General features: G+C 37.8%; 26 protein-coding genes. All 26 read right to left on the bottom strand.

Features of this window, described 5'->3' with window-relative positions; all coding sequences use genetic code 11:
* Positions 1-19: 19 nt before the first annotated feature.
* The 26 genes from O7776_RS04640 to rimM all read right to left on the bottom strand — a co-directional run bounded on the left by O7776_RS04640 (position 20) and on the right by rimM (position 25,202).
* Positions 20-646: a MotE family protein gene (locus tag O7776_RS04640; RefSeq protein WP_274309454.1), complete on the bottom strand. Its 627-nt coding sequence runs from the start codon at positions 644-646 to the stop codon at positions 20-22.
* Between the two features lie 4 nt (positions 647-650).
* A complete protein-coding gene (gene fliJ / locus O7776_RS04635; RefSeq protein WP_274309453.1) occupies positions 651-1,100 on the bottom strand; it encodes a flagellar export protein FliJ in 450 nt (149 codons plus the stop codon).
* On the bottom strand, positions 1,100-2,425 hold the full coding sequence (fliI, locus tag O7776_RS04630; protein ID WP_274309452.1) for a flagellar protein export ATPase FliI: 1,326 nt from the start codon (positions 2,423-2,425) through the stop codon (positions 1,100-1,102). The genes fliJ and fliI overlap by 1 nt, the downstream gene beginning before the upstream one ends.
* A 5-nt stretch (positions 2,426-2,430) precedes the next feature.
* Positions 2,431-3,228, bottom strand: a complete 798-nt coding sequence (locus O7776_RS04625) for a FliH/SctL family protein (RefSeq protein WP_274309451.1) — start codon at positions 3,226-3,228, stop codon at positions 2,431-2,433.
* A complete protein-coding gene (gene fliG / locus O7776_RS04620) occupies positions 3,221-4,234 on the bottom strand; it encodes a flagellar motor switch protein FliG (protein ID WP_241367979.1) in 1,014 nt (337 codons plus the stop codon). The genes O7776_RS04625 and fliG overlap by 8 nt, the downstream gene beginning before the upstream one ends.
* Before the next feature lie 15 nt (positions 4,235-4,249).
* Positions 4,250-5,839 (bottom strand): flagellar basal-body MS-ring/collar protein FliF, encoded by a 1,590-nt coding sequence (fliF, locus tag O7776_RS04615; protein WP_274309450.1) that lies wholly within the window; start codon positions 5,837-5,839, stop codon positions 4,250-4,252.
* Between the two features lie 58 nt (positions 5,840-5,897).
* Positions 5,898-6,206, bottom strand: a complete 309-nt coding sequence (fliE, locus tag O7776_RS04610; protein WP_274309449.1) for a flagellar hook-basal body complex protein FliE — start codon at positions 6,204-6,206, stop codon at positions 5,898-5,900.
* Between the two features lie 7 nt (positions 6,207-6,213).
* Positions 6,214-6,678, bottom strand: a complete 465-nt coding sequence (gene flgC, locus O7776_RS04605; protein WP_274309448.1) for a flagellar basal body rod protein FlgC — start codon at positions 6,676-6,678, stop codon at positions 6,214-6,216.
* Between the two features lie 2 nt (positions 6,679-6,680).
* Positions 6,681-7,073 (bottom strand): flagellar basal body rod protein FlgB, encoded by a 393-nt coding sequence (gene flgB, locus O7776_RS04600; RefSeq protein ID WP_274310443.1) that lies wholly within the window; start codon positions 7,071-7,073, stop codon positions 6,681-6,683.
* A gap of 580 nt (positions 7,074-7,653) precedes the next feature.
* Complete coding sequence (gene codY / locus O7776_RS04595) at positions 7,654-8,433, bottom strand: GTP-sensing pleiotropic transcriptional regulator CodY (protein WP_274309447.1); 780 nt, start codon at positions 8,431-8,433, stop codon at positions 7,654-7,656.
* An 83-nt stretch (positions 8,434-8,516) separates the two neighbouring features.
* Entirely contained in the window at positions 8,517-9,908 is a 1,392-nt protein-coding gene (gene hslU / locus O7776_RS04590; RefSeq protein WP_274310442.1) for an ATP-dependent protease ATPase subunit HslU, read from the bottom strand.
* On the bottom strand, positions 9,905-10,447 hold the full coding sequence (hslV, locus tag O7776_RS04585; protein WP_274309446.1) for an ATP-dependent protease subunit HslV: 543 nt from the start codon (positions 10,445-10,447) through the stop codon (positions 9,905-9,907). Before hslV ends, hslU begins: the two co-directional genes overlap by 4 nt.
* 17 nt (positions 10,448-10,464) lie before the next feature.
* Positions 10,465-11,361 (bottom strand): tyrosine recombinase XerC, encoded by an 897-nt coding sequence (xerC, locus tag O7776_RS04580; protein ID WP_274309445.1) that lies wholly within the window; start codon positions 11,359-11,361, stop codon positions 10,465-10,467.
* Positions 11,362-11,713: 352 nt separating this feature from the next.
* Complete coding sequence (gene trmFO / locus O7776_RS04575; RefSeq protein WP_274309444.1) at positions 11,714-13,027, bottom strand: FADH(2)-oxidizing methylenetetrahydrofolate--tRNA-(uracil(54)-C(5))-methyltransferase TrmFO; 1,314 nt, start codon at positions 13,025-13,027, stop codon at positions 11,714-11,716.
* 17 nt (positions 13,028-13,044) lie between these two features.
* A complete protein-coding gene (topA, locus tag O7776_RS04570) occupies positions 13,045-15,129 on the bottom strand; it encodes a type I DNA topoisomerase (protein WP_274309443.1) in 2,085 nt (694 codons plus the stop codon).
* A gap of 124 nt (positions 15,130-15,253) precedes the next feature.
* Positions 15,254-16,147, bottom strand: a complete 894-nt coding sequence (gene dprA / locus O7776_RS04565; protein ID WP_274309442.1) for a DNA-processing protein DprA — start codon at positions 16,145-16,147, stop codon at positions 15,254-15,256.
* Between the two features lie 137 nt (positions 16,148-16,284).
* On the bottom strand, positions 16,285-17,187 hold the full coding sequence (gene sucD, locus O7776_RS04560; RefSeq protein ID WP_274309441.1) for a succinate--CoA ligase subunit alpha: 903 nt from the start codon (positions 17,185-17,187) through the stop codon (positions 16,285-16,287).
* Positions 17,184-18,365, bottom strand: a complete 1,182-nt coding sequence (gene sucC, locus O7776_RS04555) for an ADP-forming succinate--CoA ligase subunit beta (RefSeq protein WP_274309440.1) — start codon at positions 18,363-18,365, stop codon at positions 17,184-17,186. The genes sucD and sucC overlap by 4 nt, the downstream gene beginning before the upstream one ends.
* A gap of 307 nt (positions 18,366-18,672) precedes the next feature.
* Positions 18,673-18,981, bottom strand: coding sequence for an EscU/YscU/HrcU family type III secretion system export apparatus switch protein (locus O7776_RS04550; protein WP_274309439.1), 309 nt, complete (start codon positions 18,979-18,981; stop codon positions 18,673-18,675).
* Positions 18,978-20,876: a hypothetical protein gene (locus O7776_RS04545; RefSeq protein WP_274309438.1), complete on the bottom strand. Its 1,899-nt coding sequence runs from the start codon at positions 20,874-20,876 to the stop codon at positions 18,978-18,980. Before O7776_RS04545 ends, O7776_RS04550 begins: the two co-directional genes overlap by 4 nt.
* Positions 20,877-20,881: 5 nt before the next feature.
* Entirely contained in the window at positions 20,882-21,655 is a 774-nt protein-coding gene (locus O7776_RS04540; RefSeq protein ID WP_274309437.1) for a ribonuclease HII, read from the bottom strand.
* A 99-nt stretch (positions 21,656-21,754) separates the two neighbouring features.
* The gene (ylqF, locus tag O7776_RS04535) at positions 21,755-22,708 is read right to left on the bottom strand and encodes a ribosome biogenesis GTPase YlqF (RefSeq protein WP_274309436.1); all 954 of its coding nucleotides are present in this window, start codon (positions 22,706-22,708) and stop codon (positions 21,755-21,757) included.
* An 86-nt stretch (positions 22,709-22,794) separates the two neighbouring features.
* Positions 22,795-23,358 carry a signal peptidase I gene (gene lepB, locus O7776_RS04530; protein ID WP_241367961.1) on the bottom strand — a complete coding sequence of 188 codons (564 nt, stop codon included), beginning with the start codon at positions 23,356-23,358 and terminating at the stop codon, positions 22,795-22,797.
* A gap of 123 nt (positions 23,359-23,481) precedes the next feature.
* A complete protein-coding gene (gene rplS, locus O7776_RS04525) occupies positions 23,482-23,826 on the bottom strand; it encodes a 50S ribosomal protein L19 (RefSeq protein ID WP_241367960.1) in 345 nt (114 codons plus the stop codon).
* Between the two features lie 129 nt (positions 23,827-23,955).
* Positions 23,956-24,684, bottom strand: coding sequence for a tRNA (guanosine(37)-N1)-methyltransferase TrmD (gene trmD, locus O7776_RS04520; protein ID WP_274309435.1), 729 nt, complete (start codon positions 24,682-24,684; stop codon positions 23,956-23,958).
* Positions 24,684-25,202, bottom strand: coding sequence for a ribosome maturation factor RimM (rimM, locus tag O7776_RS04515; RefSeq protein ID WP_241367958.1), 519 nt, complete (start codon positions 25,200-25,202; stop codon positions 24,684-24,686). Before rimM ends, trmD begins: the two co-directional genes overlap by 1 nt.
* Between the last annotated feature and the right edge of the window lie 15 nt (positions 25,203-25,217).

Below are 25,217 nucleotides of genomic sequence, written 5' to 3'. Positions count from 1 at the left end.
CACCTCCTTTCAAGTTTGACTATTCTTGAGATAGAAGCTCTGTATAACGAGCTGCATCTTCTGGAGACATCTTTGTAAAGATTGCTGAAAGTGTATCTGGCTTCATATTCGACAGAATTCTTAAGCTTTCGGTATCGCTCATTTGCACTAATATTGGTGCAGCTGTTTTCGCAGACATTTTTTCAAATGTAGTTAAAATTTCATTAAATTCTTTCTGTGATTCTTCTTGATTACGTTTTAATTTTTCGATTTCAAACTTCAATCGTTCTTGTTCAGCTAATAACTCTTCCTTTTCTGTTGCTGAAGAATCAATTTGTGATTGAAGTTCTGTAATTTGCAATTCTTTTTCTTGAATTTCAGCTTGTAACTCTACTACTTTTTGTTCGTTTAATGAGCTATTTTCAACAACTGTTTTCCCATCATCACTTGAGCCGATGAATGGAATTTTTTCAATTGCATCATCCGCCATTTTAAATACGTTATACTCTGTTACTGTTGCTAAAATTAAACAAAGCGCAATGATGAACATAAGTGGAATTAAAAATAAATAAAAAAACTTTTTGAAAAAACCAGGAGATTGTTCTTCCATCTCCATCTCTGTTTTTTCCATTTGGAGCTCTAGTTGTTCTTTTGTTTTTTTTGCCACGAAATCACCTGATTTCCTTTTTGTAATACGCAATTGTCGAAAGCTCGTCTAAAAGAGTTGCTTCTATACGTAATTGATCTTCTTTAAATTGTTCGAAGTCATTTTCACGCATTTTTTCGTATTTGCGTACTTCCAAGTTTTTTTCTAATAACTTTTCCTCGTGCCAATTCATTTTGGCACGTGCTTGCATTACTTTTAGTTGCACATCTGCAATTGTTTTTTCCATACTATCGATAAATTTCGAGTAATGATTAATTTCGTCGATTGAAGAACCTATTGTTAATCGTTCTTGTTGATACGCTATTAAATCTTCTTTTTTCTTTAATAAATCATAAAGTTTAGTCGCAATTTCCTCAAACACCCGAACAGATTCTTTAAAAGCAAGCTCTGTTTCTGATTTTTCTTGTTCTTTTACGACTAAAATTTTTTCAAAGCGATACGTGTATTTGGTCATTACTTCGCACCACCATTCGATAATGTCTTAATTTCTTGAACGGTTTGTTCAATCGAAACCTTATCTTTAAATCCTTGCTTTAAAAACGAAGTTATAAGTGGTTCATAATGAATGGCTTCATCAATATCCTTTGATGTTCCACGTTTATAAGCGCCAATATTTATTAAATCTTCGGACTTTGAATATGTATAATACAGCTCACGTAAACGACTTGCTGCCTTGACATGCTCTGGCTCAGCAATATGATTCATCAAACGACTTACACTTTTTAACACATTTATTGCTGGATATTGGCCTTTATTCGCAAGGTTTCTATCTAATACGATATGTCCATCTAATATCCCTCGTACCGCATCAGCAATTGGTTCATTCATATCATCACCGTCAACTAGTACCGTATAGAATGCGGTAATTGTTCCATGAATGTTCGTACCAGAACGCTCTAGCAATGATGGCAAAATAGCAAATACAGATGGAGTATATCCTCGTGTCGCTGGCGGTTCCCCGATGGCTAATCCAATTTCACGTTGCGCCATTGCAACACGTGTTACAGAGTCCATCATAAGCATGACGTTTTTGCCATGATCTCGGAAATACTCAGCAATTGCCGTTGCAGTAAATGCAGCTTTGATACGCATTAATGCCGGTTGGTCACTTGTTGCCGCCACTACCACTGAACGACTTAACCCCTCAGGACCTAAATCACGTTCGATAAACTCCCGAACCTCACGCCCACGTTCACCAACTAGTGCAATAACGTTGATATCAGCCTTCGTATTACGTGCAATCATTCCGAGCAATGTACTTTTACCTACACCAGAACCTGCGAATATACCTACACGCTGACCACTACCTACTGTAAGCATCCCGTCAATCGCTTTTACACCTACCTCTAATTGCTCATCAATAGGCGGGCGATTTAGAGGGTTTGGTGGTTCTTTTTCTGTTTGGACAGAAGTTAATCCTTTTGGTAAAGATTGCCCATCAAAAGGGTTACCTAAAGCATCTAATACTTTTCCAATTAATTCTGGTCCAACCTTGACTTCAAGCGGTATTCCCGTCCCTTCCACAAGGCAACCAATTGAAATTTCTTTTAGAGAAGAATAAGGCATTAATATTACAATTTCATCCTTAAATCCTACTACCTCCGCTAAAATAACTTGAGGACCATTTTTCGAAGTTTGTACATGGATTTTACAAACATCGCCGATTGAACTTTCCGGACCTTGAGACTCAATCATCAAACCGACTACTCTCGTCACTCTTCCATACTTTTTAAATGTATTAAGATTAGGAATTTGTTCAATTAATTGAGCCGTTTTCATCCGTATCATTCCTTACTTTCAATTAATTCGTATAATTGTCTACGCAGCTCCTGTAATTGCTCGTCTACAGATACAACAATTCGTCCATGATTCGTTTCGATATAGCTTTCCGTTTCTTGTAAATCTTCATTAACAAAGATTAAGAACTGTACGTTTGGCGGGAACATTTCAGCTAATTCTGCTTGATGCGCCGTCAGAATTTTGTGATATTTTAGTGAAACATAGACTTTTATTTCTTTCATTTCTCGCGCTTCTTTTAGAGCACGTTCAATAATTGAAACAAAGGCCTCATCGTCTCGCTCTAATTTGGTATTTAAAATACGTTCGGCTGATGTTAAGGCAAGCTCCAATAATACCGACTCTTGCGATTCAATATAGGCAGCTGCATTTACTTGCGCATTACGCATTGTTTCATTTGCTGTAAGAATGGACTGCTGCATATTTGCGTTTGCTTTATGCACGCCGTCTTCATACCCTTGGGCAAAACCTGAATCATATGCTTCTTGTTGAAGTACGATCTTTTCTTCTTCCCACATTTGCTTTAATGCCTCTACTGCTTGCAATTGCTCATTACGAAATTGATCAAATTCTCGCTTTTGTTGTTCAATTTCTTGTTCAGCTTGAAGCAACATCATTTGACGTTCTTGTTGAATCTCCTCTAACGTTAACTGAGGAGTATCGTCTACAAGCTCTTCTGCTGCATCTCCATAATGGATAGGCTCAAAGAAACTATGAAGTTTAATTTCAACACTTGATTTCTCTTCAGTTGATTGTGCATTCGTTGAACGGATGATTCTAGACAATTACGTCATCTCCTCCACCACGTGCAATAATGATTTCACCTGCATCTTCTAATCGACGGATAACCGCTACAATGCGAGTCTGAGCTTCCTCCACATCACGTAATCGGACAGGACCCATGATTTCCATTTCTTCGCGGAATGTTTCAGCCATACGTTGTGACATATTGCGGAAAATAATATCTTTTACTTCGTCTGAAGAAACCTTCATCGACAGTAATAGATCCTCATTTTCACAATCGCGAATAACACGTTGAATTGAACGGTTGTCCAGCGTAACAATATCTTCGAATACAAACATACGTTTTTTGATTTCTTCTGCAAGCTCTGGATCTTGAATTTCAAGTGCATCGAGAATCGTTTTTTCTGTTTGACGATCCACACCGTTTAATACTTCGACCACTGCATCTACACCGCCTGTTTCCGTGTAATCCTGCGTAACAGTAGACGATAATTTCCGCTCTAATACAGATTCGATTTCACTAATAACTTCTGGTGATGTTGATTCCATAATGGCGATACGTTTTGCGATATCTGCCTGTACTTCTTGTGGTAATGAAGAAAGAATAACCCCTGCTTGCCCTGGATCTAAATAAGATAGGATAAGAGCAATCGTTTGCGGATGTTCGTTTTGAATAAAGTTAAAAATTTGTGACGGATCTGCTTTACGCGCAAAATCAAATGGGCGCACCTGTAAAGATGATGTTAAACGATTTAAAATTGCTTGTGCTTGTTCAGCACCTAATGCTTTTTCTAGCACTGTTTTCGCATAACCAATACCACCTTGCGTGATATAGTCTTGTGCTAACGCAATTTGGTGAAATTCTTCGATGATATCTTCCTTCACCGAAGCTTCCACTTTTTTTACACTCGAAATTTCAAGTGTCAGACGTTCAATTTCTTCTTCACTTAAATGCTTATAAACAGAAGCCGAAACTTCTGGCCCTAGAGAAATTAGCAGTAAAGCAGCCTTTTGCTTTCCTGATAAATCTTTATCTTTCTTGGACAAGAACCGAACCTCCTATTATTCGTCAGCAATCCAACTACGCAATAGCTTCGCAAAGTCTTCTGGCTTTTCTTTCGCCATTTTTTCTAGTTGCTTGCGGCGTACAGTCGCTTCCGTTTCTTTTTCTTCTGAAATATCTTCAACGTCAATTAATTGCTGTTGTTGTTCTAAAATATCTAGCTCTTCTTCCTCTTGCTTACGTTTACGCGCTCGTAATACATAAAGCACTAATAATGCAATTGCTACTAGTAAGATACCGCCAATAACCCATACCCACCAAGGAATAATTGATTCAGGTTCAGCATTTTCAGCATCATTACCTTGGAATTGTTGTACTGATACAACGATTCGATTTGCAATTTCTTCATCTGTTAAGTCACCAGCAGCATCTTGATCAATTGATGTACGAACAATTGTTGATAAAATTTGTTCAATGTCTGTACGAATACTTGGATCAAACTCTTCTGCAGTGCCTGGTGGTTCAACCATTACTTGAATCCCTAAATTACGGATTTTATATGGGCTTTCTTGAATTTCACGTCGAATACGATTGACATCGTTGTTAATCGTTTCTTCTACACGTTCATAATCACCATCGCCTGTTGTACCTTCTATGTAATCAACGAAATTATCTGTTGCGTTTTCAGCTTCTGGAGAACCAGCTGCTGCTGTACCACCCGAATATGTCTCTGTAATACGCTGTGCACTAATTTCAATGCCAGACATATTCTCTTCATCCACAGGTTGCACTAAGTTTTCTTCACGATTTTCTTTTTTAAAATCAATATCAGCCGAAACATTTACAACTACTTTATCTTGACCAATTAATGTGCCCAGCATTTGTTGCACTTGGCGTTGAAGATCACGTTCGATTGTTTTTTTAACGTCCATTTGACCTTCTACAGTATTAATACCATTACCGCCATTTTCAGCAGATTCTAAATCATAGTAATCACCGTATTGGTTGGAAATCTGAATATTTTCTTTCGATAAGTTTGGAATACTCATTGCGACTAAATTAAATAGTCCTTTAATTTGATCATCTGTAAATTTATGACCTGGTGATGTTGTTAAAACAATTGCTGCTGTTGACTCACCTTGAGCATCCTTTAGAAATACACCTTCATCTGGTAATGTAATGATTGTTTTTGCATCTTTTACACCATCAAATTTGCGTAATAGGTTTGTTAAGTCTGTTTCTATAGCCGCTTTTTTAATAACGTTGAATTCGTTATCTGTCATACCAAAACCAGCATTAGATGTGAAGAAAGATGTATCGATTTCTCCTGAGTCAGGATACCCTTGAGAAGCAAGAGATACCTGTAAGTCTTGCACTTGATTTTCAGGGACTAAAATCGTTGTCCCTCCATTTGTTACTTCATACTTAACCCCTTGAGAAGTAAGTACTTCTGTTATGCTTCCCACCTCTGCTTGAGACATTTCTGGGAAAAGTTGCACCATCGTTGTGCGGGTCGAAAAATATGTAATAGCAGCTGCAAGCGCAATAATCGCTACAGCACCACCAATCATTGCACCTTTTTGGTTTTTCGTTCGACTCTGCCAAAAGGTAGTGGAGTCGCTTTTAATTTTTGTAAATCGTTCATTCATTATGAATCCTCCGGTTATAGTGAATGCCCAACAAGTAATTATTCGTTAAACAAAATAATTATACACTCATACGCATAATTTCTTGATAAGCTTCTACAGCTTTGTTACGAATTTCAATAGTTGTATTTAAAGTAACACTCGCCTTCTGAGCAGCAACCATTACTTCAAATAAATCAACATCTCCACCACTTATTAATTTTTGTGTCATCATATCTGATGTTTTTTGGTGCTCATTTACACTACTAATGGCTTCTTTTAAAGCGTCAGCAAACTGTTGTTGTGCATTCGCTGATGTTATTTGGTTACTCTGACTCACTTCATTCGTAGATTGTGCAGGAGACATAAACGAAACTGCATTTATCGCCATTTAGTTATCACCCTTTCCCAATTTCAAGCGCTTTTGTTAACATGCTTTTGTTTGCATTAAATGCTGTAATATTTGCTTCATAAGAACGTGAAGCTGAAATTAAATCCACCATTTCTTTTAATAAGTCAACATTTGACATTTGAACATAACCATCTTCATTTGCATCTGGGTGTGTAGGGTCAAAAACTAATTTAAAAGGTGTTTCTGTATCTTCTTTAATAGAAGTTACTTTTACGCCGTTTCCTACTCCAGCCTTTACCGTTTTCCCCATTGCCATGTTCAAAAAACTTGAAAATTGTCCTTCATTTTCTTTCAATGTAATTGATTTTTTTCGGTATGGCTCCCACTCACCATTTACTTGCTTTGCTCTTGTTGTATCAACATTGGCAATATTGGAGGAAATAACATCCATTCTTAAACGTTGTGCAGTTAATGCCGACGCAGTTGTATTCATACTATGAAAAATCGACATAATTATCTACCTCCCTTTACTACCGTGTTTAATGTTGAAAATTTACTATTTAATCGCTCTATCAATGCATTATAGTAAATAGTATTTTCCGCTAATTTAGCTTGCTCTGCATCCATGTTTACAGCATTTCCATTTGGTCTTGTTCGGAAATTTTCGTTTGAGTATACACCGCTTGTTCCTATTTCAATCGAAAAATCATAGTGTCTCGCATCCGTGCGATTTGCAGAAATAGAAGATTCTTTCGCTTCATTAAAAATATCTTGGAAACTTACTTCTTTTGTTTTGTAATTCGGTGTATCAACATTCGCTATATTTTGTGTTATCGCTTTATTTTTTAGCGTAGCATATGAAAGTCCTTTTTCTAATTTGCTAATCGTACCACCAAATAAATTCAAATTTTTCACCTCATTTACTTTTGCCAATCCTTTAGTCACGACAACTTAATACTTCAATTGTAATTATATTAATTTCGAGTGTCTATTGACTTTTGGCACTTTTTAATAGTCTTAATGAACTATTTTTTAGTTAATATAATTTGATTTAAAAATAATATTGTATCGCTTTCCGTGATTTCACCCTTTTTTACCGAAAATATTATCGGAAACTTCCATATAACAATAGAATATTACTATAAAACTCCTATTAATAATTACCCATACATGTTAATTACCCAGACACAAATATGTATTCGATATGGATATCTTTAGAATATAATAGCATCAATCATGTATTTAATGGGATTGTTCATTATTTTGTAACAAAACCTTTGACTCATATTTGTAGAAATTAATTTCCCGAAATAATAATTATTTGACTTAATGAAATTAAATCTTTTGTAGCAATGTATTTAATAATTATATCCATATAATGTAACTATTGTATTCCCGTTGATAATTATATCCTCATATGTCAAAGAACTAAACCCTATATCAAAAAAAGCGATAAAGTTTTTACAACTTTATCGCTTCAATCCTATTATTTCATTTTAATTTCAGCTAAAGCTGTTAAAAATTTATCGTTTAGTACTTTGATGTAAGTACCCTTCATGCCTAATGAACGTGACTCAATTACACCAGCAGATTCTAATTTGCGTAATGCGTTTACTATTACAGAACGAGTAATTCCTACGCGGTCAGCAATTTTAGATGCTACCAATAAACCTTCGTGGCCATCAAGCTCTTCAAAAATATGCTCAATCGCTTCTAATTCTGAGTATGATAAAGAGTTGATTGCCATTTGTACAATAGCTTTTGAACGTGCTTCCTCTTCGATTTCTTCTGACTTTTCACGTAAAATTTCCATACCTACTACAGTTGCACCGTATTCAGCTAAAATTAAATCATCATCTTCAAATTGATCGCTAATACGAGCTAGCATCAATGTACCTAAACGATCACCACCACCGATAATTGGTACGATTGTTGTTAAACCTTTTTCGAATAAATCTTTATTTTCAACAGGGAATGCTGTATGTTCGTTGTTAATATCTAAGTTTGGAGAAGTCTCCGTAATGTTGAATAAATTTTGCGTATATTCTTCTGGGAATTGGCGTTCTTCAAACATTTTTTTAATGCGATCATTTTCAATTTGTTGGTGAATTGAAATACCTAATAATTTACCTTTTCGGCTAACGATGAAAACGTTACTTTCGATAATATCACCTAATGTTTGAGCCATTTCTTTAAAGTTAACAGGCTTACCAGCTGAAGCTTGTAACATTGCATTAATTTTTCTTGTCTTTGCTAATAAATTCATTTTTATATTTCCTCCTACGGGCTAATTAATTCACCTAATATTCTAAAGGTTTTTATAATTTAAAGATACTATTTCAACTTACATTAAAGGATAAATTGAGATAAATCTTTGTTTTTTACGATATTCGTCAATTTTTGATCGACATAGCTTGGTGTAATTTCAATGTGCGCTGGTGCAATTTCAGAAGCCTCATAAGATAACTCTTCTAAAAGGCGTTCTAAAATTGTATGTAAGCGACGCGCACCAATGTTATCTGTCTCTTGATTTACTTCTGTTGCGATTTCTGCAATACGCTCAATTGCAGCTTCAGTAAAATCAATAGTCACACCTTCTGTTTCTAATAACGCTTTATATTGTAAAATTAACGACTGATCTGGCTCTTGTAAAATACGTACAAAATCAGCTTTCGTTAATTTTTCTAATTCAACACGAATCGGGAAGCGCCCCTGTAATTCAGGAATTAGATCACTTGGTTTTGACATATGGAAAGCACCAGCTGCAATGAATAACATATAATCTGTTTTCACTGGTCCATATTTTGTCGTTACCGTAGAGCCTTCAACTATTGGTAAAATATCACGTTGCACACCTTCACGCGAAACTTCAGCAGAGGAAGAACCTTTGCTCGCGATTTTATCGATTTCATCAATAAAAATAATACCTGCTTGCTCTGCACGTTGAATCGCTTCACTAGAAAGTGCATCTGTATCGATTAATTTATTCGCTTCTTCTTGCGTTAAAATTCGACGTGCATCTTTTACTTGTACTTTTCGCTTTTTTGTTTTTTTCGGCATAAAGTTTGATAACATGTCTTGCATACCATTTGCGCCGTCCATATTCATGCCAGGCATTGCTTCAAATAAGGATGGTGCATTTTCTGTCACTTCAATCGTTACCCATTGCTCCTCCAATTTACCACCTTTTAAATCTTGAGCGATTTGAGCTCGGCGCGAACGAATTTCTGGTTCGTCTTGCTGGACAGTTTCATCTTGTTGCCCGTTATTTTGGCCAAATAACATTTCAAAAGGATTTTGCGTTAACTTTTCCTTTATTTTCGAAGGAACTAACAGTTTTACTAGCACTTCATTTGCATTGTGTTCTGCCTGCTCCTGAACAGCAGCTGCCATTTCTTCTTTTACCAGTCGATGTGCTGCTTCCACTAAATCTCGAACCATCGATTCTACGTCGCGACCAACATAGCCTATTTCCGTAAATTTTGTCGCCTCAACTTTAATGAACGGTGCATTTGTTAGTTTCGCAATACGACGCGCAATTTCAGTTTTACCAACACCAGTTGGCCCAATCATTAAAATGTTTTTCGGAATGACTTCACCTTTTAGTTCTTCACTTAATAATGAACGGCGATAGCGATTACGCAACGCAATTGCAACAGCGCGTTTTGCCGTTTCTTGCCCCACAATATGGCGGTTTAAATGCTCCGTAATTTGTCTTGGCGTTAAATTTGTCGTCATTATAATACCTCCAAGATAATATTATGATTTGTAAACACGCAAATATCCGCTGCTGTTGTTAAAGCTGCATGTGCAATTTCCTTTGCAGACAAATGTTCTCCGGCATGTGTTTTTAACGCGCGTCCAGCTGACAACGCATAATTGCCACCTGAACCAATTGCTAAAATCCCATCGTCCGGCTCAATTACTTCACCCGTCCCTGAAACTAATAATAATGTCGTTTTATCCATAACTAACAACATCGCTTCTAATTGACGTAGCATTTTATCCCCTCTCCATTGCTTTGCCACCTCAACAGCTGCGCGCTGTAAATTACCATTATATTCGTTTAACTTCGCTTCAAACATTTCAAATAATGTGAAAGCATCTGCTACTGAACCTGCAAAACCAGCAAGTACTTTACCATTAAACAGACGTCTGACCTTTTTTGCCGTATGCTTCATAACAACTTGATTGCCTAATGTTACTTGACCGTCACCAGCCATCGCACACTCACCTTTATGATGAATGGCAAAGATCGTTGTTGCATGAATTTGTCCCATCCTATTCCCTCCTTAACTTATGCCCTTGGATGACTATTCATATACGTCTTTCTAAGAGCTTCCTTGGTTACATGAGTATAAATTTGAGTAGAAGATAAGTTCGCATGCCCTAGTAATTCTTGAACGGTACGCATATCTGCCCCATTATTTAATAAATGCGTTGCGAATGTATGTCGCAACATATGTGGATATATTTTGGTATGCATACTCGCATGTTCAATCATCTCGCTTAATATATAACGTACGCCACGTGCAGTAAGTTCTCCACCCCGTAAATTGACAAATACTTTTTGATGCTGATTGTTTTTCAATAACGTGGACCGAACGTGGAAATAACGCGTCAGTGCATCATGCGCAAATTGCCCAAACGGAATAATACGTTCTTTACGCCCCTTCCCCATTACGCGAATAATGCTATAGTGAAAATCAACATCTGAAAGCTCTAAACCTACGCATTCACTAACACGCATCCCCGTTGCATAAAGTAGCTCCAAAAGCGCGATATTACGAATTTGCTTCGGTTCGTCTCCTCGATTTTTCTCGAATAGCTGGGCTAGTTCTTCCTCATAAAAAAAGCTCGGTAATCGTTCTTCCTTTTTCGGATGATAAAGTGAACGAAACGGAGCATCATCAATATGCTGTTCACGATTTAAAAAACGAAAAAAAGAACGGATAGATGAGATTTTTCTTGAAATTGAAGTTCTCGCTTTTTGTTCATCATACAGTTTCGTAACGTATAGTCTTGCATGAATATAATCAACTTCGGCAATATCGGCAATGCCTTCTGATTGTAAAAATGTAAAGAAATTTTCAAGGTCGGACTGATACTCGCGCACGGTATGTAGAGAAAAGTTTTTTTCTAGTTGTACATAGCGAATAAATTGTTCGAGCGCTTCTTCCATTTGTACACTCATTGTACATGACCCCCTTATTACAGAAGTAATATTGAATCGTGTGATTTAAATCGAATCACATAAAAAACATACATATTGACACTATACTTATCGAGTAAAGATTTCAAGCTAATTTCTCTTATTTTATTCACATTTCTTCTTTTATTCCGAAAATTTATAGTATATTCTGTTAAAAAGTACCATTAAGCAACATTTTCCACGTAATTAATTCCTTCTTTAAGACTAAATGGTTTAAATGAATATAGCTCGATCTGATACGGTGATGATTCACCTTTTCATAGAAAATTTTTAAAATTACAAACTAAAACATAAAAGCCCCTAAAGTATAGCAGTCTTTAGGGGCTTTCCGCAATTAAATTACCTGAGTATTTATAAAATTCTGAATCGCATCTAATGCTCTTGTAGCATGTTTTTCCGCGCGCTCCGGTTTCGATTTAATACGTTCACCAAGCTCTGGGAAAATACCGAAGTTAACATTCATTGGTTGGAAGTTTTTCGCATCAGTATGTGTAATATATCGTGCCATCGACCCAAGTGCCGTTTCATGCGGGAAGTATAGAAGCTCTTGACCTAATGCCATACGAGCTGCGTTAATCCCTGCGATTAAGCCACTACCAGCAGATTCTACATAACCTTCAACACCTGTCATTTGACCAGCAAAGAATAGGTTTGGGCGTGCTTTTAATTGATACGTCTGTGCTAACACTTTCGGTGAGTTGATGAAAGTGTTACGATGCATAACACCATAACGAACGATTTCTAAGTTTTCTAAACCTGGAATCATCGAGAATACACGTTTTTGCTCTGGCCATTTTAAATGCGTTTGGAAGCCTACTAAGTTGTAAAGCGTACCTGCTGCATCATCTTGACGTAATTGAACGACCGCATATGGACGTTTGTCAGTTTTCGGATCTTCTAAACCAACTGGCTTCATTGGTCCAAATGTCATCGTTTTTTCACCACGCGCCGCCATAACCTCGATTGGCATACAGCCTTCGAAATACTTCTCTTTTTCGAATTCTTTTAATGGTGCACATTCTGCTTCAATTAACGCTAGGCGGAATGCATCAAATTCTTCTTTGTTCATTGGGCAGTTTAAGTAGGCTGCTTCGCCTTTGTCATAACGAGATTTTAAATAAACTTTGTCCATGTCGATTGAATCTTTTTCGATAATCGGTGCTGCTGCATCGTAGAAGTATAAATACTCTTCGCCAGTTAGGCCTTGAATTTTTTGCGCTAATGCTTCAGATGTTAATGGGCCTGTTGCAATAACTGTGATACCTTCTGGAATTTCCGTTACCTCTTCATGAATCACTTCGATTAATGGATGGTTTTTCACGTGCTCGGTTACATAGCCTGCAAACTCATGACGGTCGACCGCTAATGCACCACCTGCAGGTACAGAACAATTATCTGCCGCTGACATAATCACCGAATCTAGTTTACGCATTTCTTCTTTAATTACGCCAACTGCATTTGTGAGGCCGTTTGCACGTAATGAGTTCGAGCATACTAGCTCTGCAAATTTATCAGTATGGTGAGCTGGTGTCTGCTTTACTGGGCGCATTTCATAAAGGCGAACATTCACGCCGCGCTTTGCGATTTGCCAAGCTGCCTCAGATCCCGCAAGACCTGCACCAATTACATTTACTACTGGTTGTGTCATTGTTATTACCTCAAATCTTATTGTGATGGTGTTTCTTCATAGTCACATTCACTGTTTGTACATTGAATTTGAACACCTTTTTTCAATTTCTTCTCTACTAATAATGCACTACATTTAGGACATGGTCTACTAATTGGCTTATCCCATGATACGAAGTCACATTCTGGGTAGCGGTTGCAACCGTAGAAAATACGTTTTGTTTTTGATTTACGCTCTACGATTTCGCCTTCCTTACACGTTGGGCATTGTACACCAATTGGTTTGACGATTGCTTTTGTATTGCGGCAATCTGGGAAGTTTGAACATGCCATAAACTTACCATAGCGCCCTAGTTTAAATACCATTGGCGCGCCACATTTTTCGCAATCTTCTCCCGCTGGCTCGTCTTTAATTTCAATTTTTTCCATTGCTTCATCGGCATATTTCACTCGTGGTTCAAAGTCTTTATAAAATTCGTCGATGACATTGACCCATTGTGTGATGCCTTCTTCGATTTCATCTAAGTTTTGCTCCATTTGAGCTGTGAATTCAATGTTAATGATTTCCGGGAAAAATTCTAATGTTGCCTGATGAACAATTTCACCAAGCTCAGTCGGTACAAAACGTTTTGCATCCAGCTGTACATAGCCTCGTTTTTGAATTGTATCAAGCGTTGGTGCATACGTTGATGGACGACCTATACCTAGCTCTTCAAGCGTTTTTACTAATCGAGCCTCTGAATAGCGTGGTGGTGGCTGTGTGAAATGCTGCTTCGGTTCGATTTCAAGTGATTTCACTTTATCGCCAACTTCCATTTCCGGTAACAGCTTGTTTGTTTCCTCTGTTTGATCGTCAGTTCCTTCAATATAAAGTTTCATGAATCCTGCAAATTTCACTTGTGAACCATTTGCTCGGAACATCACATCATTGTTTTGTAAGTCTACCGTTACCGTATCTAAAATTGCCGATGCCATTTGACTGGCAACAAAGCGCTCCCAAATAAGACGGTATAAGCGTAATTGGTCACGACTTAACACCGCTTTTAACTCATCTGGTGTACGCATCGCACTAGTTGGACGAATCGCTTCGTGGGCATCTTGGGCATTCGCTTTTGCCTTTACTTGCTTTTGCTCTTGGGCTATAAAGTCTTTACCGTATTTGCCTTCAATATAAGAAATAGCCTCAGCTTTAGCTGAATCAGAAATACGTGTTGAATCAGTACGCATATACGTAATTAACCCGACCGCGCCTTCTTTTTTGCTCAGCTCGATCCCTTCATATAACTGTTGGGCAAGCATCATCGTCTTTTTAGCACGGAAATTTAATTTACGTGCTGCCTCTTGTTGTAAAGAAGAAGTTGTAAAGGCAGGTGCCGCATTCCGTTTACGTTCCTTTTTCACAACATTCATCACTTCAAAGTCAGAACCTTTAACGTTTTTCAGTACTTTCGTTACTTGTTCTTCATTTGTTAACTTCACTTTTTCTTTGCCATCGCCATAATAAAAGGCTTCAAATTCCTTTTTACCTTTCTCAAACGATGCTTCGATTGACCAGTATTCTTCTGGTTCAAAACTTTTAATTTCATTTTCACGATCGATAATTAATCGCAATGAGACCGATTGCACACGACCCGCTGATAAACCTTTTTTTACTTTTTTCCAAAGAATCGGACTAATGTTATAACCTACTAAACGGTCTAAAATACGACGTGCTTGTTGCGCATCAACTAAATCCATATTAATCGGACGTGGATGCTTAAAGCTTTCTAATATCGCTTCTTTAGTAATCTCATTGAATACTACGCGGCAATCTGAATGAATATCAATGTTTAACGCATTCGCTAAATGCCAAGCGATTGCCTCCCCTTCACGGTCGGGGTCGGCTGCGAGATAGATTTTCTTTACTTTTTTGGCTGCTGTTTTTAATTCTTGTAACACAGGGCCTTTCCCGCGAATCGTAATATATTTTGGTTCATAGTTGTTCTCAGTATCAATTCCCATTTGACTGCGTGGTAAATCACGCACATGCCCAATTGATGCTTTTACTTTATATTTTTTTCCTAAATAGCGTTCAATAGTTTTCGCCTTCGCAGGTGATTCTACAATTACTAAATAATCTGCCATCTGTTTTCCTCCTTATAGAGGTTTGTTATTTTCTTAAATTCACTCTAAATGAATTTGTCAATGTTTTTCAAAGCTTTTCCTGTTGCAAAATGTATAACAGATTGGCGGAGAATGCAACTTTTTTTCAACGAAAACTTGAAAACATTTGCAATTCAGCTAACATTTGATGTCCATCCCACACAGGAATGGCGCCTTCTTTTATTAATTTATTCGTCCCTTTTGACAGTTCACTAAATATATTTCCCGGCACAACAAATACATCCTTTCCTTGCTCGAGGGCAAGCTCGGTCGTGATTAAAGTACCACTTTTTAATTTTGCTTCTGTCACAAGTAATGCTTCACTTAAGCCACTTATTATACGGTTGCGTGCAGGAAAATGCCATTTTTTCACGCCAACATATGGGGGATATTCGGTAATCACAAGCTGATGTTCCGTCATGTAACGATGTAATTCATCATTTTCTTTTGGATAGCTATGGAATAACCCATGTCCTAATACACCAATCGTATTGCCACCATATCGTATTGCCGCTTCATGAGCTAGTCGGTCTGCCCCTTTCGCAAGACCACTAACAACAACAAATTTTTGTTGAATAAGTGGGGGTATCAGTAATTTTAACGCATTTTCACTATAGTTCGTTGCAATTCTCGAACCAATTACCGCCATCATATGCGGCTCTTGTAATAACGAAATATTTCCTTTGGCATAAATAACCGCTGGCGGATCAAACACTTCCTTTAAACGTAGTGGATAGAATTTACTTGTATATGGAATCGCATAAATTTGATGTTTTTCGTAATATTGTTGCAATAATGTCGCCTGCATTTTATCGTATAGCTCAATCATTGATGACGCAGTAGACTGTTTGATATTTAAATGCATCGCTAAAATAGTCGGTGATAAGTTACGTAACTCATCTAAATCACTAATAAGCGTCAACAAATGTTGGATTTTTTGCCAGGGTAGAGGATGAATGTAATGAAGCCTTAATAATTTTTCGTCCATAGAATTTGTCATATTAAACACTCCTTATTTTAAATAGAAGAAATTTAAATGACCGCTCTTTTGAATGGGGAAGTTTTGTAAGCAAATTTCGACAAAATAGATATTTTCATAGAAAAAGATGTAGCGAGGCGTTCGCTACATCTTTTATTTTAATGTGTCTTACAAACTTCGTATAGACCTTTTTCTTTAATAACTTTAATTAATGTTTCTCCAATAACAGAAGGCGTTGGCGCAACTTCAATGCCCGCTTCGTTCATTGCTTTGATTTTTTCAGCTGCTGTACCTTTACCACCCGAAATAATCGCACCTGCGTGACCCATACGCTTGCCTGGAGGCGCTGTTTGACCACCAATGAAGCCAACTACTGGTTTTGTCATGTTTGCTTGAATCCATTCAGCAGCTTCTTCCTCTGCTGTTCCACCGATTTCACCAATCATAACTACTGCATATGTTTCAGGGTCTTCATTGAATGCTTTTAAGCAGTCAATAAAGTTTGTACCGTTTACTGGGTCTCCCCCGATACCTACCGCTGTTGTTTGACCAATTCCTGATTGTGACAGTTGGTGTACAGCTTCATAAGTTAATGTACCCGAACGTGATACAACCCCTACGTGACCTTTTGTGTGAATATAGCCTGGCATAATACCAATTTTACATTCATCAGCCGTAATTACACCTGGGCAGTTTGGTCCCACTAAACGTGTTTTCTTCCCTTCCATATAACGTTTTACTTTTACCATATCCAGCACTGGAATATGCTCTGTAATACAGATTGTCATATCTAAACCAGCATCTACTGCTTCTACAATCGCGTCCGCTGCAAAAGGTGCTGGTACATAAATAACCGATACATTGGCACCTGTTGCTTTTACTGCTTCTTCTACTGTGTTGAATACTGGAACACCTTCAATTTCAAGGCCACCCTTACCTGGCGTTACCCCTGCAACGATTTTTGTACCGTATTCAAGCATTTGTTTTGTATGGAATAGGGCTGTTTCCCCTGTAATCCCTTGTACGATTACTTTTGTCTCTTTGTTAATGAACACGCTCATGCCATAACCCCGCCTTCAGCTTCGACTAATTTTACGATTTTTTGTGCACCGTCAGCCATTGAATCTGCTGCAACAATGTTTAAGCCTGATTCATTTAATAATTTTTTACCTAAGTCTACGTTTGTTCCTTCTAAACGCACGACTAAAGGCACAGCTAAGCCGACCTCTTTCGCAGCTGTAATAACACCTTCTGCGATGATGTCACATTTCATAATACCACCGAAAATGTTAACGAAAATCCCTTTAACATTTTTGTCTGATAAGATAATTTTAAATGCTTCAGTTACTTTTTCAGTTGTAGCACCGCCCCCAACATCAAGGAAGTTAGCCGGTGAACCGCCATAATAACTAATCGTATCCATTGTTGCCATCGCAAGACCTGCACCATTAACCATACAGCCTATATTTCCGTCTAATGAAATATAGCTTAAGTCATATTTTGAAGCTTCGATTTCTTTTGGATCTTCTTCATCGAAGTCGCGTAATTCAACGATATCTTTTTGACGATACAATGCATTTGAGTCGAAGTTGAATTTTGCATCTAATGCAACAACTTGATCATCACCTGTTACTACTAACGGGTTAATTTCTACTGTTGATGCATCTTTGTCAATAAACGCTTTGTAAATCCCAAGCATAAGCGCAACTGCTTTGTTCACTAATTTTGAAGGAATATTCATATTAAATGCCATTCGACGCGCTTGGTATGGCATTAGACCTGTTACCGGGTCAATCACTTCTTTGAAGATTTTTTCAGGATTTGACTCTGCTACTTCTTCAATATCCATTCCGCCTTCTTCTGAGCCCATCATTACTACTCGAGAAGTGGCACGATCAAGAACTAAACTTAAGTAATACTCTTTTTTAATGTCTGAGCCTTCCTCTATATAAAGACGCTTTACTTCTTTGCCATCTGGACCTGTTTGGTGTGTTACTAAAATTTTCCCTAGTAATTCTTTTGCATAAGAACGCACTTCATCTAAATTTTTTGCGATTTTTACACCGCCAGCTTTACCACGACCACCTGCATGGATTTGCGCTTTAACAACCGTTACATTCGCACCTAGTTCCTTTGCTACCTTAACCGCTTCTTCTGGTGAAAACGCTACACTCCCTTTTGGAACTGCTACACCGTATTTTCTTAATATCTCTTTCCCTTGATACTCATGGATATTCATGATACATCCTCCCATCGGACATTTGGAAATTATTCTACTAACATAATCTATTTTATACAATAATTCTGATAATGTCTAGATTTGTCATAGTTTCATTTTTTCCTTTTGTTTATGTCGAAAAATTCTCTTTAGGTAATTTTTACAATAAAGGAAAAGATATATTAAACATAAATTCATTATACAGCTTTATTTTGTCACAGAATCAAAAAAATATTACTGAAAAAGAATCGTTTTGTTGGTTTTTTCACTTAATTTTCCATTTAATCCCCCGAAAAATAATCCTATTCTACCAAAAGACGGCAAACCACTATAATAGTTTACCGTTTTTGTTGCTAGATGTTAATTTATGCTTTTCATCTAAATGATAGATAAAAGCGAATACTTCAGCTACTGCTTGGTATAACTCTTCAGGAATGGATGTATTTAAATCAAGCTGTCCCAATAATTCTACAAGGTTTGGGTCTTCATATACAGGCACATCATGAAGTGTAGCTTGCTCTAAAATATTTTCAGCAATTTTTCCCTTTCCTTTTGCGACAACTGTTGGACCATTTTTTTTGTGTGGATCATATGATAACGCAATAGCTTCTTTTCGTTTATATTTTTTGTCGCTCATACGCGAATATCCACCCCGCCCTGCTGTTCATCTGGATGATTTGAACTTTTTGTGACATTTTTCGTATGCTGCTCACCAAACGGCTTAACAAATAAACCGGATAATGTATATTCTTTATCTGATAAACCAGCCTTCAATGAATTTTTTAACGACATTGCAAGCGTTTCTAAATTAGGGATATCATTGTACACATTAATGATCACGACACGGTTTTGTACTTGCATGTCTATCACTGTCTGTTGTAATGATTCCATATTCAAATAGAACATAACACGTGCAAAGTTCGCATCAATTTTGCCGTCATCCTTCATCCTGCCATTCCATTGCAATGTTGCGTCCATTTTTTTACCAAAAAACTCTAACGGAACTTGCATGACAAGCTGATGCTGATGACCATTTTCCCCCGAAGATAATTGCATACCATTTAATCTGGCCATTACTGTTTCAGCTGCGTCACGTAATGCAGGAGGCGTTTGCATATCTTGAATTAACGCTAACAGCTGCGGCTTCATTTGCTGTGCGATAGCTTGGACATCACCTGCTTTGCTTGCAAGGGTCGCCTCATAACTGACACCAAGCCCTCTTAATACCGTTTTAATCGCTTGTTCCATCGCTTTACTATCAGCAGCTGATTGCACTTGTGCCTCTGCCTGTGTCAATATACTTTGCGGTTGAGGGCTATCCTGTGTTGCTTTCACTAAATTTCGCAGTAAAGCATCATTCAACGTGAAATTCGAATCTGGCTTGATTAAACTCAGTAGCTGGTCCTTCGCGGATACCCCCTGCTCATTTTGTGTAAATAAACGGGCAGTTGAATTGTCACTGAAAGCTTTTGTTAATTGCTCCTGCATCTGTTTGGCAAATACTTCAATGGCTTGCTTAGACGGTGGAATTTGCTCAAAGCGAATGATTAGCTGTTGAATTTGTTGTTTTTGATTTGATGTTAGCAGTGATTCATTATTCACCCATGCCTTTACTTGATCTAACATCGGCTTTACTAGCTCTTGGGATGTATTCGCAAGTTGCTGAATCATTGGCCCAGCTTGCGCAGGTAACGTTGTTGTTGCATTTTGAGTTGTTGCGGATTGATTTATACTTTGCCAGTTTTGCAGTGTTGCTTGATTCGGCAAGATTCCTGCTTCTTTTAAAGTAGCTAGCGCTTGGATTTTCTCAGCAGTTGGCGCAGATTGGTCTAGTAATGTTTGGGTAGCACGTGCTAATAATACACCGCCCGTTTCATTGTTTAGCGGTTTTGCAATAGCATTAATTTGTTGAAGTAGATTACTTTTTAATACCTCATTGCCCCCTGTTTGATTGGCTAATAGCTGTGCTAAATTTGCTAAATTTGCTGACATTCCTTCTGTTTTCGTACCTTGTGTTAACGCTTGGAACACGGTACTGTTAAAAGGCATTTTTAGTTCTACCATGCGCTGTAATGCTTGTAGGGCATTATTTTTATCCACACCATTAGGCAAATTTTTCATCCAGTTTTCAGCAGCTATCAATTGGTCCTTAGAAATCGGTAGCTGTGCTTTCATAAAATGCGACAACACTTGTTGCATTTCTGAAGACTTCGGTAGATTCATCGTTTCTAACAATTGATTCATTTGTTGTGCTGGTGTCATCGCTTGTGACATTGGCCCAGTTACTACTTTAAGCTCAGTTTGTGGAGTTGTTGCAGTCACTTGAAAAAAGTGAGCGTCCCCTACTTTCAATGGTACCTCAAGCTTCGCCATTAGCTTTTGGTTCCCCACCTGTACTTCAGCCATTTGATCTGGATAGAGCTGTTTAATTGTACCGTGAAATACTTGATCTTGACGTAATGATAGTGGTTGATTTGCGCTTACTTGCTGCTGTGCATTTACTGGTATTGGATTAAAGGATGTAAAATTCATCATAGTCACTCCCTTTGTTCAATCATAGATTTAATCGGTTCAAATGTTTTACGGTGATGGATTGTAGGTCCATATTTTTCTAAAGCCTCTACATGCTGTTTCGTCCCGTAGCCTGCGTGTTGAGCAAAGCCATATTGCGGAAATTCCTGATCAAGAACCTCCATATAGTCATCACGTGCCGTTTTCGCTAAAATCGATGCGGCTGCAATCGCTAAGCTTTGTGAATCCCCTTTAATAATAGATGCTTGCGGAATATTCGTATGTAATGTCATGGCATCCGCTAAAATAAAGCTTGGTGCTACGTCTAATGCTTCGATACTTTTTAGCATGGATTGACGCGTTGCCTCATAAATATTTAATCGGTCAATTTCTTCAGCACTTTGAAAATGCACTGAGTAATAGAGTGCATGCTGTTTAATAAGTGCTGCAAAATCATTGCGCTTTTCTTTTGATAGTTGCTTTGAATCGTTTACGCCCAATAATTCCATACAATTGTTTGGTAATATAACTGCTGCCGTTACAACTGGGCCTGCAAGTGGTCCTCTGCCAGCTTCATCTGTACCAGCAATATATGCATTTTCATATGGTAAATAGCTTGCATCAAAATCAAGTTTAACTTGATGCGCCTGCTTCAATGCCTCTTGCTTCTCCAAACGCTTTTGAAATTGCGCCCACGCTTTTACGACACCCGCGCGCTCATCTTGTTCAATTTCTGTCATCCATTGCTCTACTTGTTTTGCTTCCTTTAATGCTTGTGTAATTTCTTTAATCGTTTTCATATTCAACCCTCAAATCTTTCATTACCTGTTATATCGACATTTCTTTTTATTATAAAAGAAAAAACCCTCCTCATAAAAATGAAAAAGGTTTTCGCTTCATTATTCTTTGATTTGTATACGACTTTGACGACGAAGTTCTGCTGTTTTTTTGCGGCGTTCTTCGTTTTCCTTTTCGATTGCTTCTGCTAATTGTTCTTTTTCGATTTGCTCATCTACAAAATCAAATGTTACTTTACCTAAGTTTTGGTCACGTATATCACGTACGATTAGTACCGCTACCTGATCGTAATCAATTTCGCCACCTTGGCCAAATACGCGGCGTAATTTGCCGATATGATCGAACGTTTCTACTAATTCTTCACTTACAGAAGTCAATTTATAACGTTCTTCCATACGCTCTGGGTAATGTAAGGCTAAAAAATTTAAGCCGTACACCGCTAAATCTTCCATGTTTGTGATCGTATCCTTAATAGCACCTGTTAACGCTAATTTATAACCAACTTCTTGGTCCTCAAATTTTGGCCATAAAATACCCGGTGTGTCTAACAGCTCGATGTCTTTCGCCACCTTAATCCATTGCTGTGCTTTTGTAACACCTGGTGTATTCCCAGTTTTCGCTAAATTCTTCTTTGCTAGACGGTTAATTAATGTCGATTTCCCTACGTTTGGAATCCCAACAATCATTGCACGAATGGCACGTGGTTTCATCCCTTTTGCTTTCATGCGCTCCCACTTGTCTGCTAAAATCTCCTGAGCAGCTTTTGTAACCGCCTGTAAGCCTTTCCCCTCAAGTGAGTTGATTGCTACAGCCTTAAATCCTTTATCAGCAAAATATTGAATCCAACGGCGTGTTTCAGTTTCATCCGCCATATCTTGTTTATTTAAAATAAGTAAGCGTGGTTTTTGATGAATGACTTCATCGATCATCGGGTTACGTGAAGATAATGGTAAGCGTGCGTCTACTAACTCAAATACGATATCAACTAATTTTAAGCTTTCTGATACTTGGCGACGCGCTTTCGCCATATGTCCTGGAAACCATTGTATTGTCATAAAAATTACCTCCTAATGTTCTTCCAATAAAAAAATGAGGAGATAAAATGCCCCCTCATTAGTTGTGTTTAAATTTGTTTGCATAGTTATTTTACAATTTCAATTTCATTAAGCGGCCAAAAAATAATGCTTGTATTACCAATAATTTCTTTTTGCTCGACTATCCCGATATGACGACTATCCTTACTGAAACGACGGTTATCCCCCATTACAAATACATAGCCTTCAGGAATCACATCGAGTGATGGATCAATATCATTTAGCGAGAAATCACCTGTTAAATTCCCTTCGCTAATTTGTGCTTTATAAGCGTCTAAATATGGCTCGTCGATCGCTTCACCATTAATGTATAGCTGGTCATCTTTATATTCAACATAATCACCAGGAAGCCCGATTACACGCTTGATGTAATCCTTTTGTTCTGGCGCATGGAACACTACGATATCAAAGCGCTCTGGCTCTCCGATTTTATAGCTAAATTTATTAACAATCATTCGATCTCCATTTTCAAGGGTTGGCATCATTGAATCCCCATCAACTACAATCGGTGTAAATAAAAAATATCGAATAAATGCTGCGATTGCAAACGCAATTAGTAGAGCTTTCGTCCATTCCCAAAGCTCATTTTTCTCTTTTTCAGTTTTTTCCACGTAGCGATCCCCCTTGCTTATACACTCATTGTATACGAAATATGTATTACAAGCAAAAATATAGTCTACATTTGTTAAAGAAAGAAAGGAGCTTGTAAGTACAAGCCCCCTTCTAAAAAGTTCTTATCGAATTTCTTTAATACGAGCAGCTTTACCACGTAAGTTACGTAGGTAGTAAAGTTTAGCACGACGTACTTTACCTTTACGAACTACTTCTAATTGAGCGATTTTTGGAGTGTGTACTGGGAAAGTACGCTCTACACCAACGCCGTAAGAAATTTTACGTACTGTGAAAGTTTCGCTAATTCCGCCACCACGACGTTTAATAACTACACCTTCGAATAATTGGATACGCTCACGAGTACCCTCAACGATTTTAACGTGTACCTTAACTGTGTCACCCGGTTTGAATGAAGCTAAGTCTGTACGTAATTGAGATTTTGTGATCTCTGTAATAATGTTTGACATTGTTTTCTCTCCTTAGACAGATGCTCTTGCACGCGCACTTTACGCCACAGCGGAACACCGTAATTCAGTGCATATTTAGCACAGATTGAATTTTAACATAAAAAATATGGCATTTCAAGTAGTTTTGCTTTACATTTGTGATTTAATTTTCTCAAGGATTTTTTGTTGTTTTTCCGTCAATTCTAATGCACCTAAAAGATCTGGTCGACGTTGCAATGTACGTAAAAATGACTGCTCTTCTCGCCACTCATCAATTTTCGCATGATTGCCCGATAACAACACATCTGGTACCTTCATTCCGCGAAAATCAGCGGGGCGTGTGTAATGTGGATGTTCAAGTAATCCTGTCGAAAACGAATCTTGAATATGTGAATCTGCTTGCCCTAAAACACCCGGTAAAAGACGTACAACCGCATCAATGACTGTCATAGCTGGTAACTCTCCGCCTGTTAATACAAAGTCACCAATCGAAATCTCATCCGTTACAAGATGCTCTCGAATACGTTCATCGTAGCCTTCATAGTGCCCACATAAGAATACTATATCATCTTCTTGCGCAAGTTCCTCGGCTTTCTTCTGTGTAAAGCGTTCGCCTTGTGGACACATGAGAATGACACGTGGCTTTCGACCCGCTGTAATCGCTTCTACAGCATTAAACATCGGTTCTGGCTTCAACACCATGCCAGCGCCACCACCGTATGGATAGTCATCCACTTGCTTGTGCTTATTTTCACTAAATTCACGAATATCAGTAACAGCTAATTCAACAGCACCTTTTTCTTGCGCCTTTTTTAGAATGGACGCACCGAAAACACCTGTAAACATGTCCGGAAATAAACTTAATACATGAATGTTCATTATAATAAGCCTTCCATCACATGAATCACAATTTTCTTTTCTTCTACATCGATTTCTTTCACGATCTCTTCAATGTACGGAATATAATGCTTTTTGCCACCTTTAGCTTTTACTTCCCATACATCATTGGCACCCGTTTCTAAAATGTCTGTAATAACGCCGATGAGCTCGCCTTCTTCTGAATACACTTCGCAATCTTTAATTTCGAAGTAGTAGTATTCGTTTTCTTCTAGTTCGTCTTCTGCTAATTGATCCATCGTTACTTTTAGCATCCCTTCTTTGAAAGGCTCTACTAAATTGATGTTTTCCATTCCTTCAAACGTCACTAAAATAAAGTTCTTATGACGGCGTGATGAGGCAATTGTTACCCAAGTTGGGTGTTTGTCATCTTTTTTAAATGCGGCTAATTTTGAACCAATCGCAAAGCGCTCATCTTCAAAATCAGTTGTTGATAATATACGTAGTTCTCCGCGAATACCATGCGTATTTACAATACGTCCAACGTTAAACCATTCCATGTTTAATCCACCTCT

Origin of the sequence: Solibacillus daqui (genome assembly GCF_028747805.1) — a bacterium.
GTDB classification, from domain to species: Bacteria; Bacillota; Bacilli; order Bacillales_A; family Planococcaceae; genus Solibacillus; species Solibacillus daqui.
The sequence above is the reverse complement of the archived record's forward strand: the minus strand, read 5'-3'. Positions and strand labels throughout refer to the sequence as shown.

Excerpts from the sequence above, each read along its gene's own strand:
- fliJ (WP_274309453.1), bottom strand. The coding sequence starts at position 1,100 with ATGACCAAATACACGTATCGCTTTGAAAAAATTTTAGTCGTAAAAGAA.
- fliI (WP_274309452.1), bottom strand. The coding sequence starts at position 2,425 with ATGAAAACGGCTCAATTAATTGAACAAATTCCTAATCTTAATACATTT.
- fliF (WP_274309450.1), bottom strand. The coding sequence starts at position 5,839 with ATGAATGAACGATTTACAAAAATTAAAAGCGACTCCACTACCTTTTGG.
- fliE (WP_274309449.1), bottom strand. The coding sequence starts at position 6,206 with ATGGCGATAAATGCAGTTTCGTTTATGTCTCCTGCACAATCTACGAAT.
- flgC (WP_274309448.1), bottom strand. The coding sequence starts at position 6,678 with ATGTCGATTTTTCATAGTATGAATACAACTGCGTCGGCATTAACTGCA.
- codY (WP_274309447.1), bottom strand. The coding sequence starts at position 8,433 with ATGAATTTATTAGCAAAGACAAGAAAAATTAATGCAATGTTACAAGCT.
- hslV (WP_274309446.1), bottom strand. The coding sequence starts at position 10,447 with ATGGGACAAATTCATGCAACAACGATCTTTGCCATTCATCATAAAGGT.
- xerC (WP_274309445.1), bottom strand. The coding sequence starts at position 11,361 with ATGAGTGTACAAATGGAAGAAGCGCTCGAACAATTTATTCGCTATGTA.
- trmFO (WP_274309444.1), bottom strand. The coding sequence starts at position 13,027 with ATGACACAACCAGTAGTAAATGTAATTGGTGCAGGTCTTGCGGGATCT.
- topA (WP_274309443.1), bottom strand. The coding sequence starts at position 15,129 with ATGGCAGATTATTTAGTAATTGTAGAATCACCTGCGAAGGCGAAAACT.
- dprA (WP_274309442.1), bottom strand. The coding sequence starts at position 16,147 with ATGACAAATTCTATGGACGAAAAATTATTAAGGCTTCATTACATTCAT.
- sucD (WP_274309441.1), bottom strand. The coding sequence starts at position 17,187 with ATGAGCGTGTTCATTAACAAAGAGACAAAAGTAATCGTACAAGGGATT.
- sucC (WP_274309440.1), bottom strand. The coding sequence starts at position 18,365 with ATGAATATCCATGAGTATCAAGGGAAAGAGATATTAAGAAAATACGGT.
- O7776_RS04550 (WP_274309439.1), bottom strand. The coding sequence starts at position 18,981 with ATGAGCGACAAAAAATATAAACGAAAAGAAGCTATTGCGTTATCATAT.
- O7776_RS04545 (WP_274309438.1), bottom strand. The coding sequence starts at position 20,876 with ATGAATTTTACATCCTTTAATCCAATACCAGTAAATGCACAGCAGCAA.
- O7776_RS04540 (WP_274309437.1), bottom strand. The coding sequence starts at position 21,655 with ATGAAAACGATTAAAGAAATTACACAAGCATTAAAGGAAGCAAAACAA.
- ylqF (WP_274309436.1), bottom strand. The coding sequence starts at position 22,708 with ATGACAATACAATGGTTTCCAGGACATATGGCGAAAGCGCGTCGCCAA.
- rplS (WP_241367960.1), bottom strand. The coding sequence starts at position 23,826 with ATGTCAAACATTATTACAGAGATCACAAAATCTCAATTACGTACAGAC.
- trmD (WP_274309435.1), bottom strand. The coding sequence starts at position 24,684 with ATGAACATTCATGTATTAAGTTTATTTCCGGACATGTTTACAGGTGTT.
- rimM (WP_241367958.1), bottom strand. The coding sequence starts at position 25,202 with ATGGAATGGTTTAACGTTGGACGTATTGTAAATACGCATGGTATTCGC.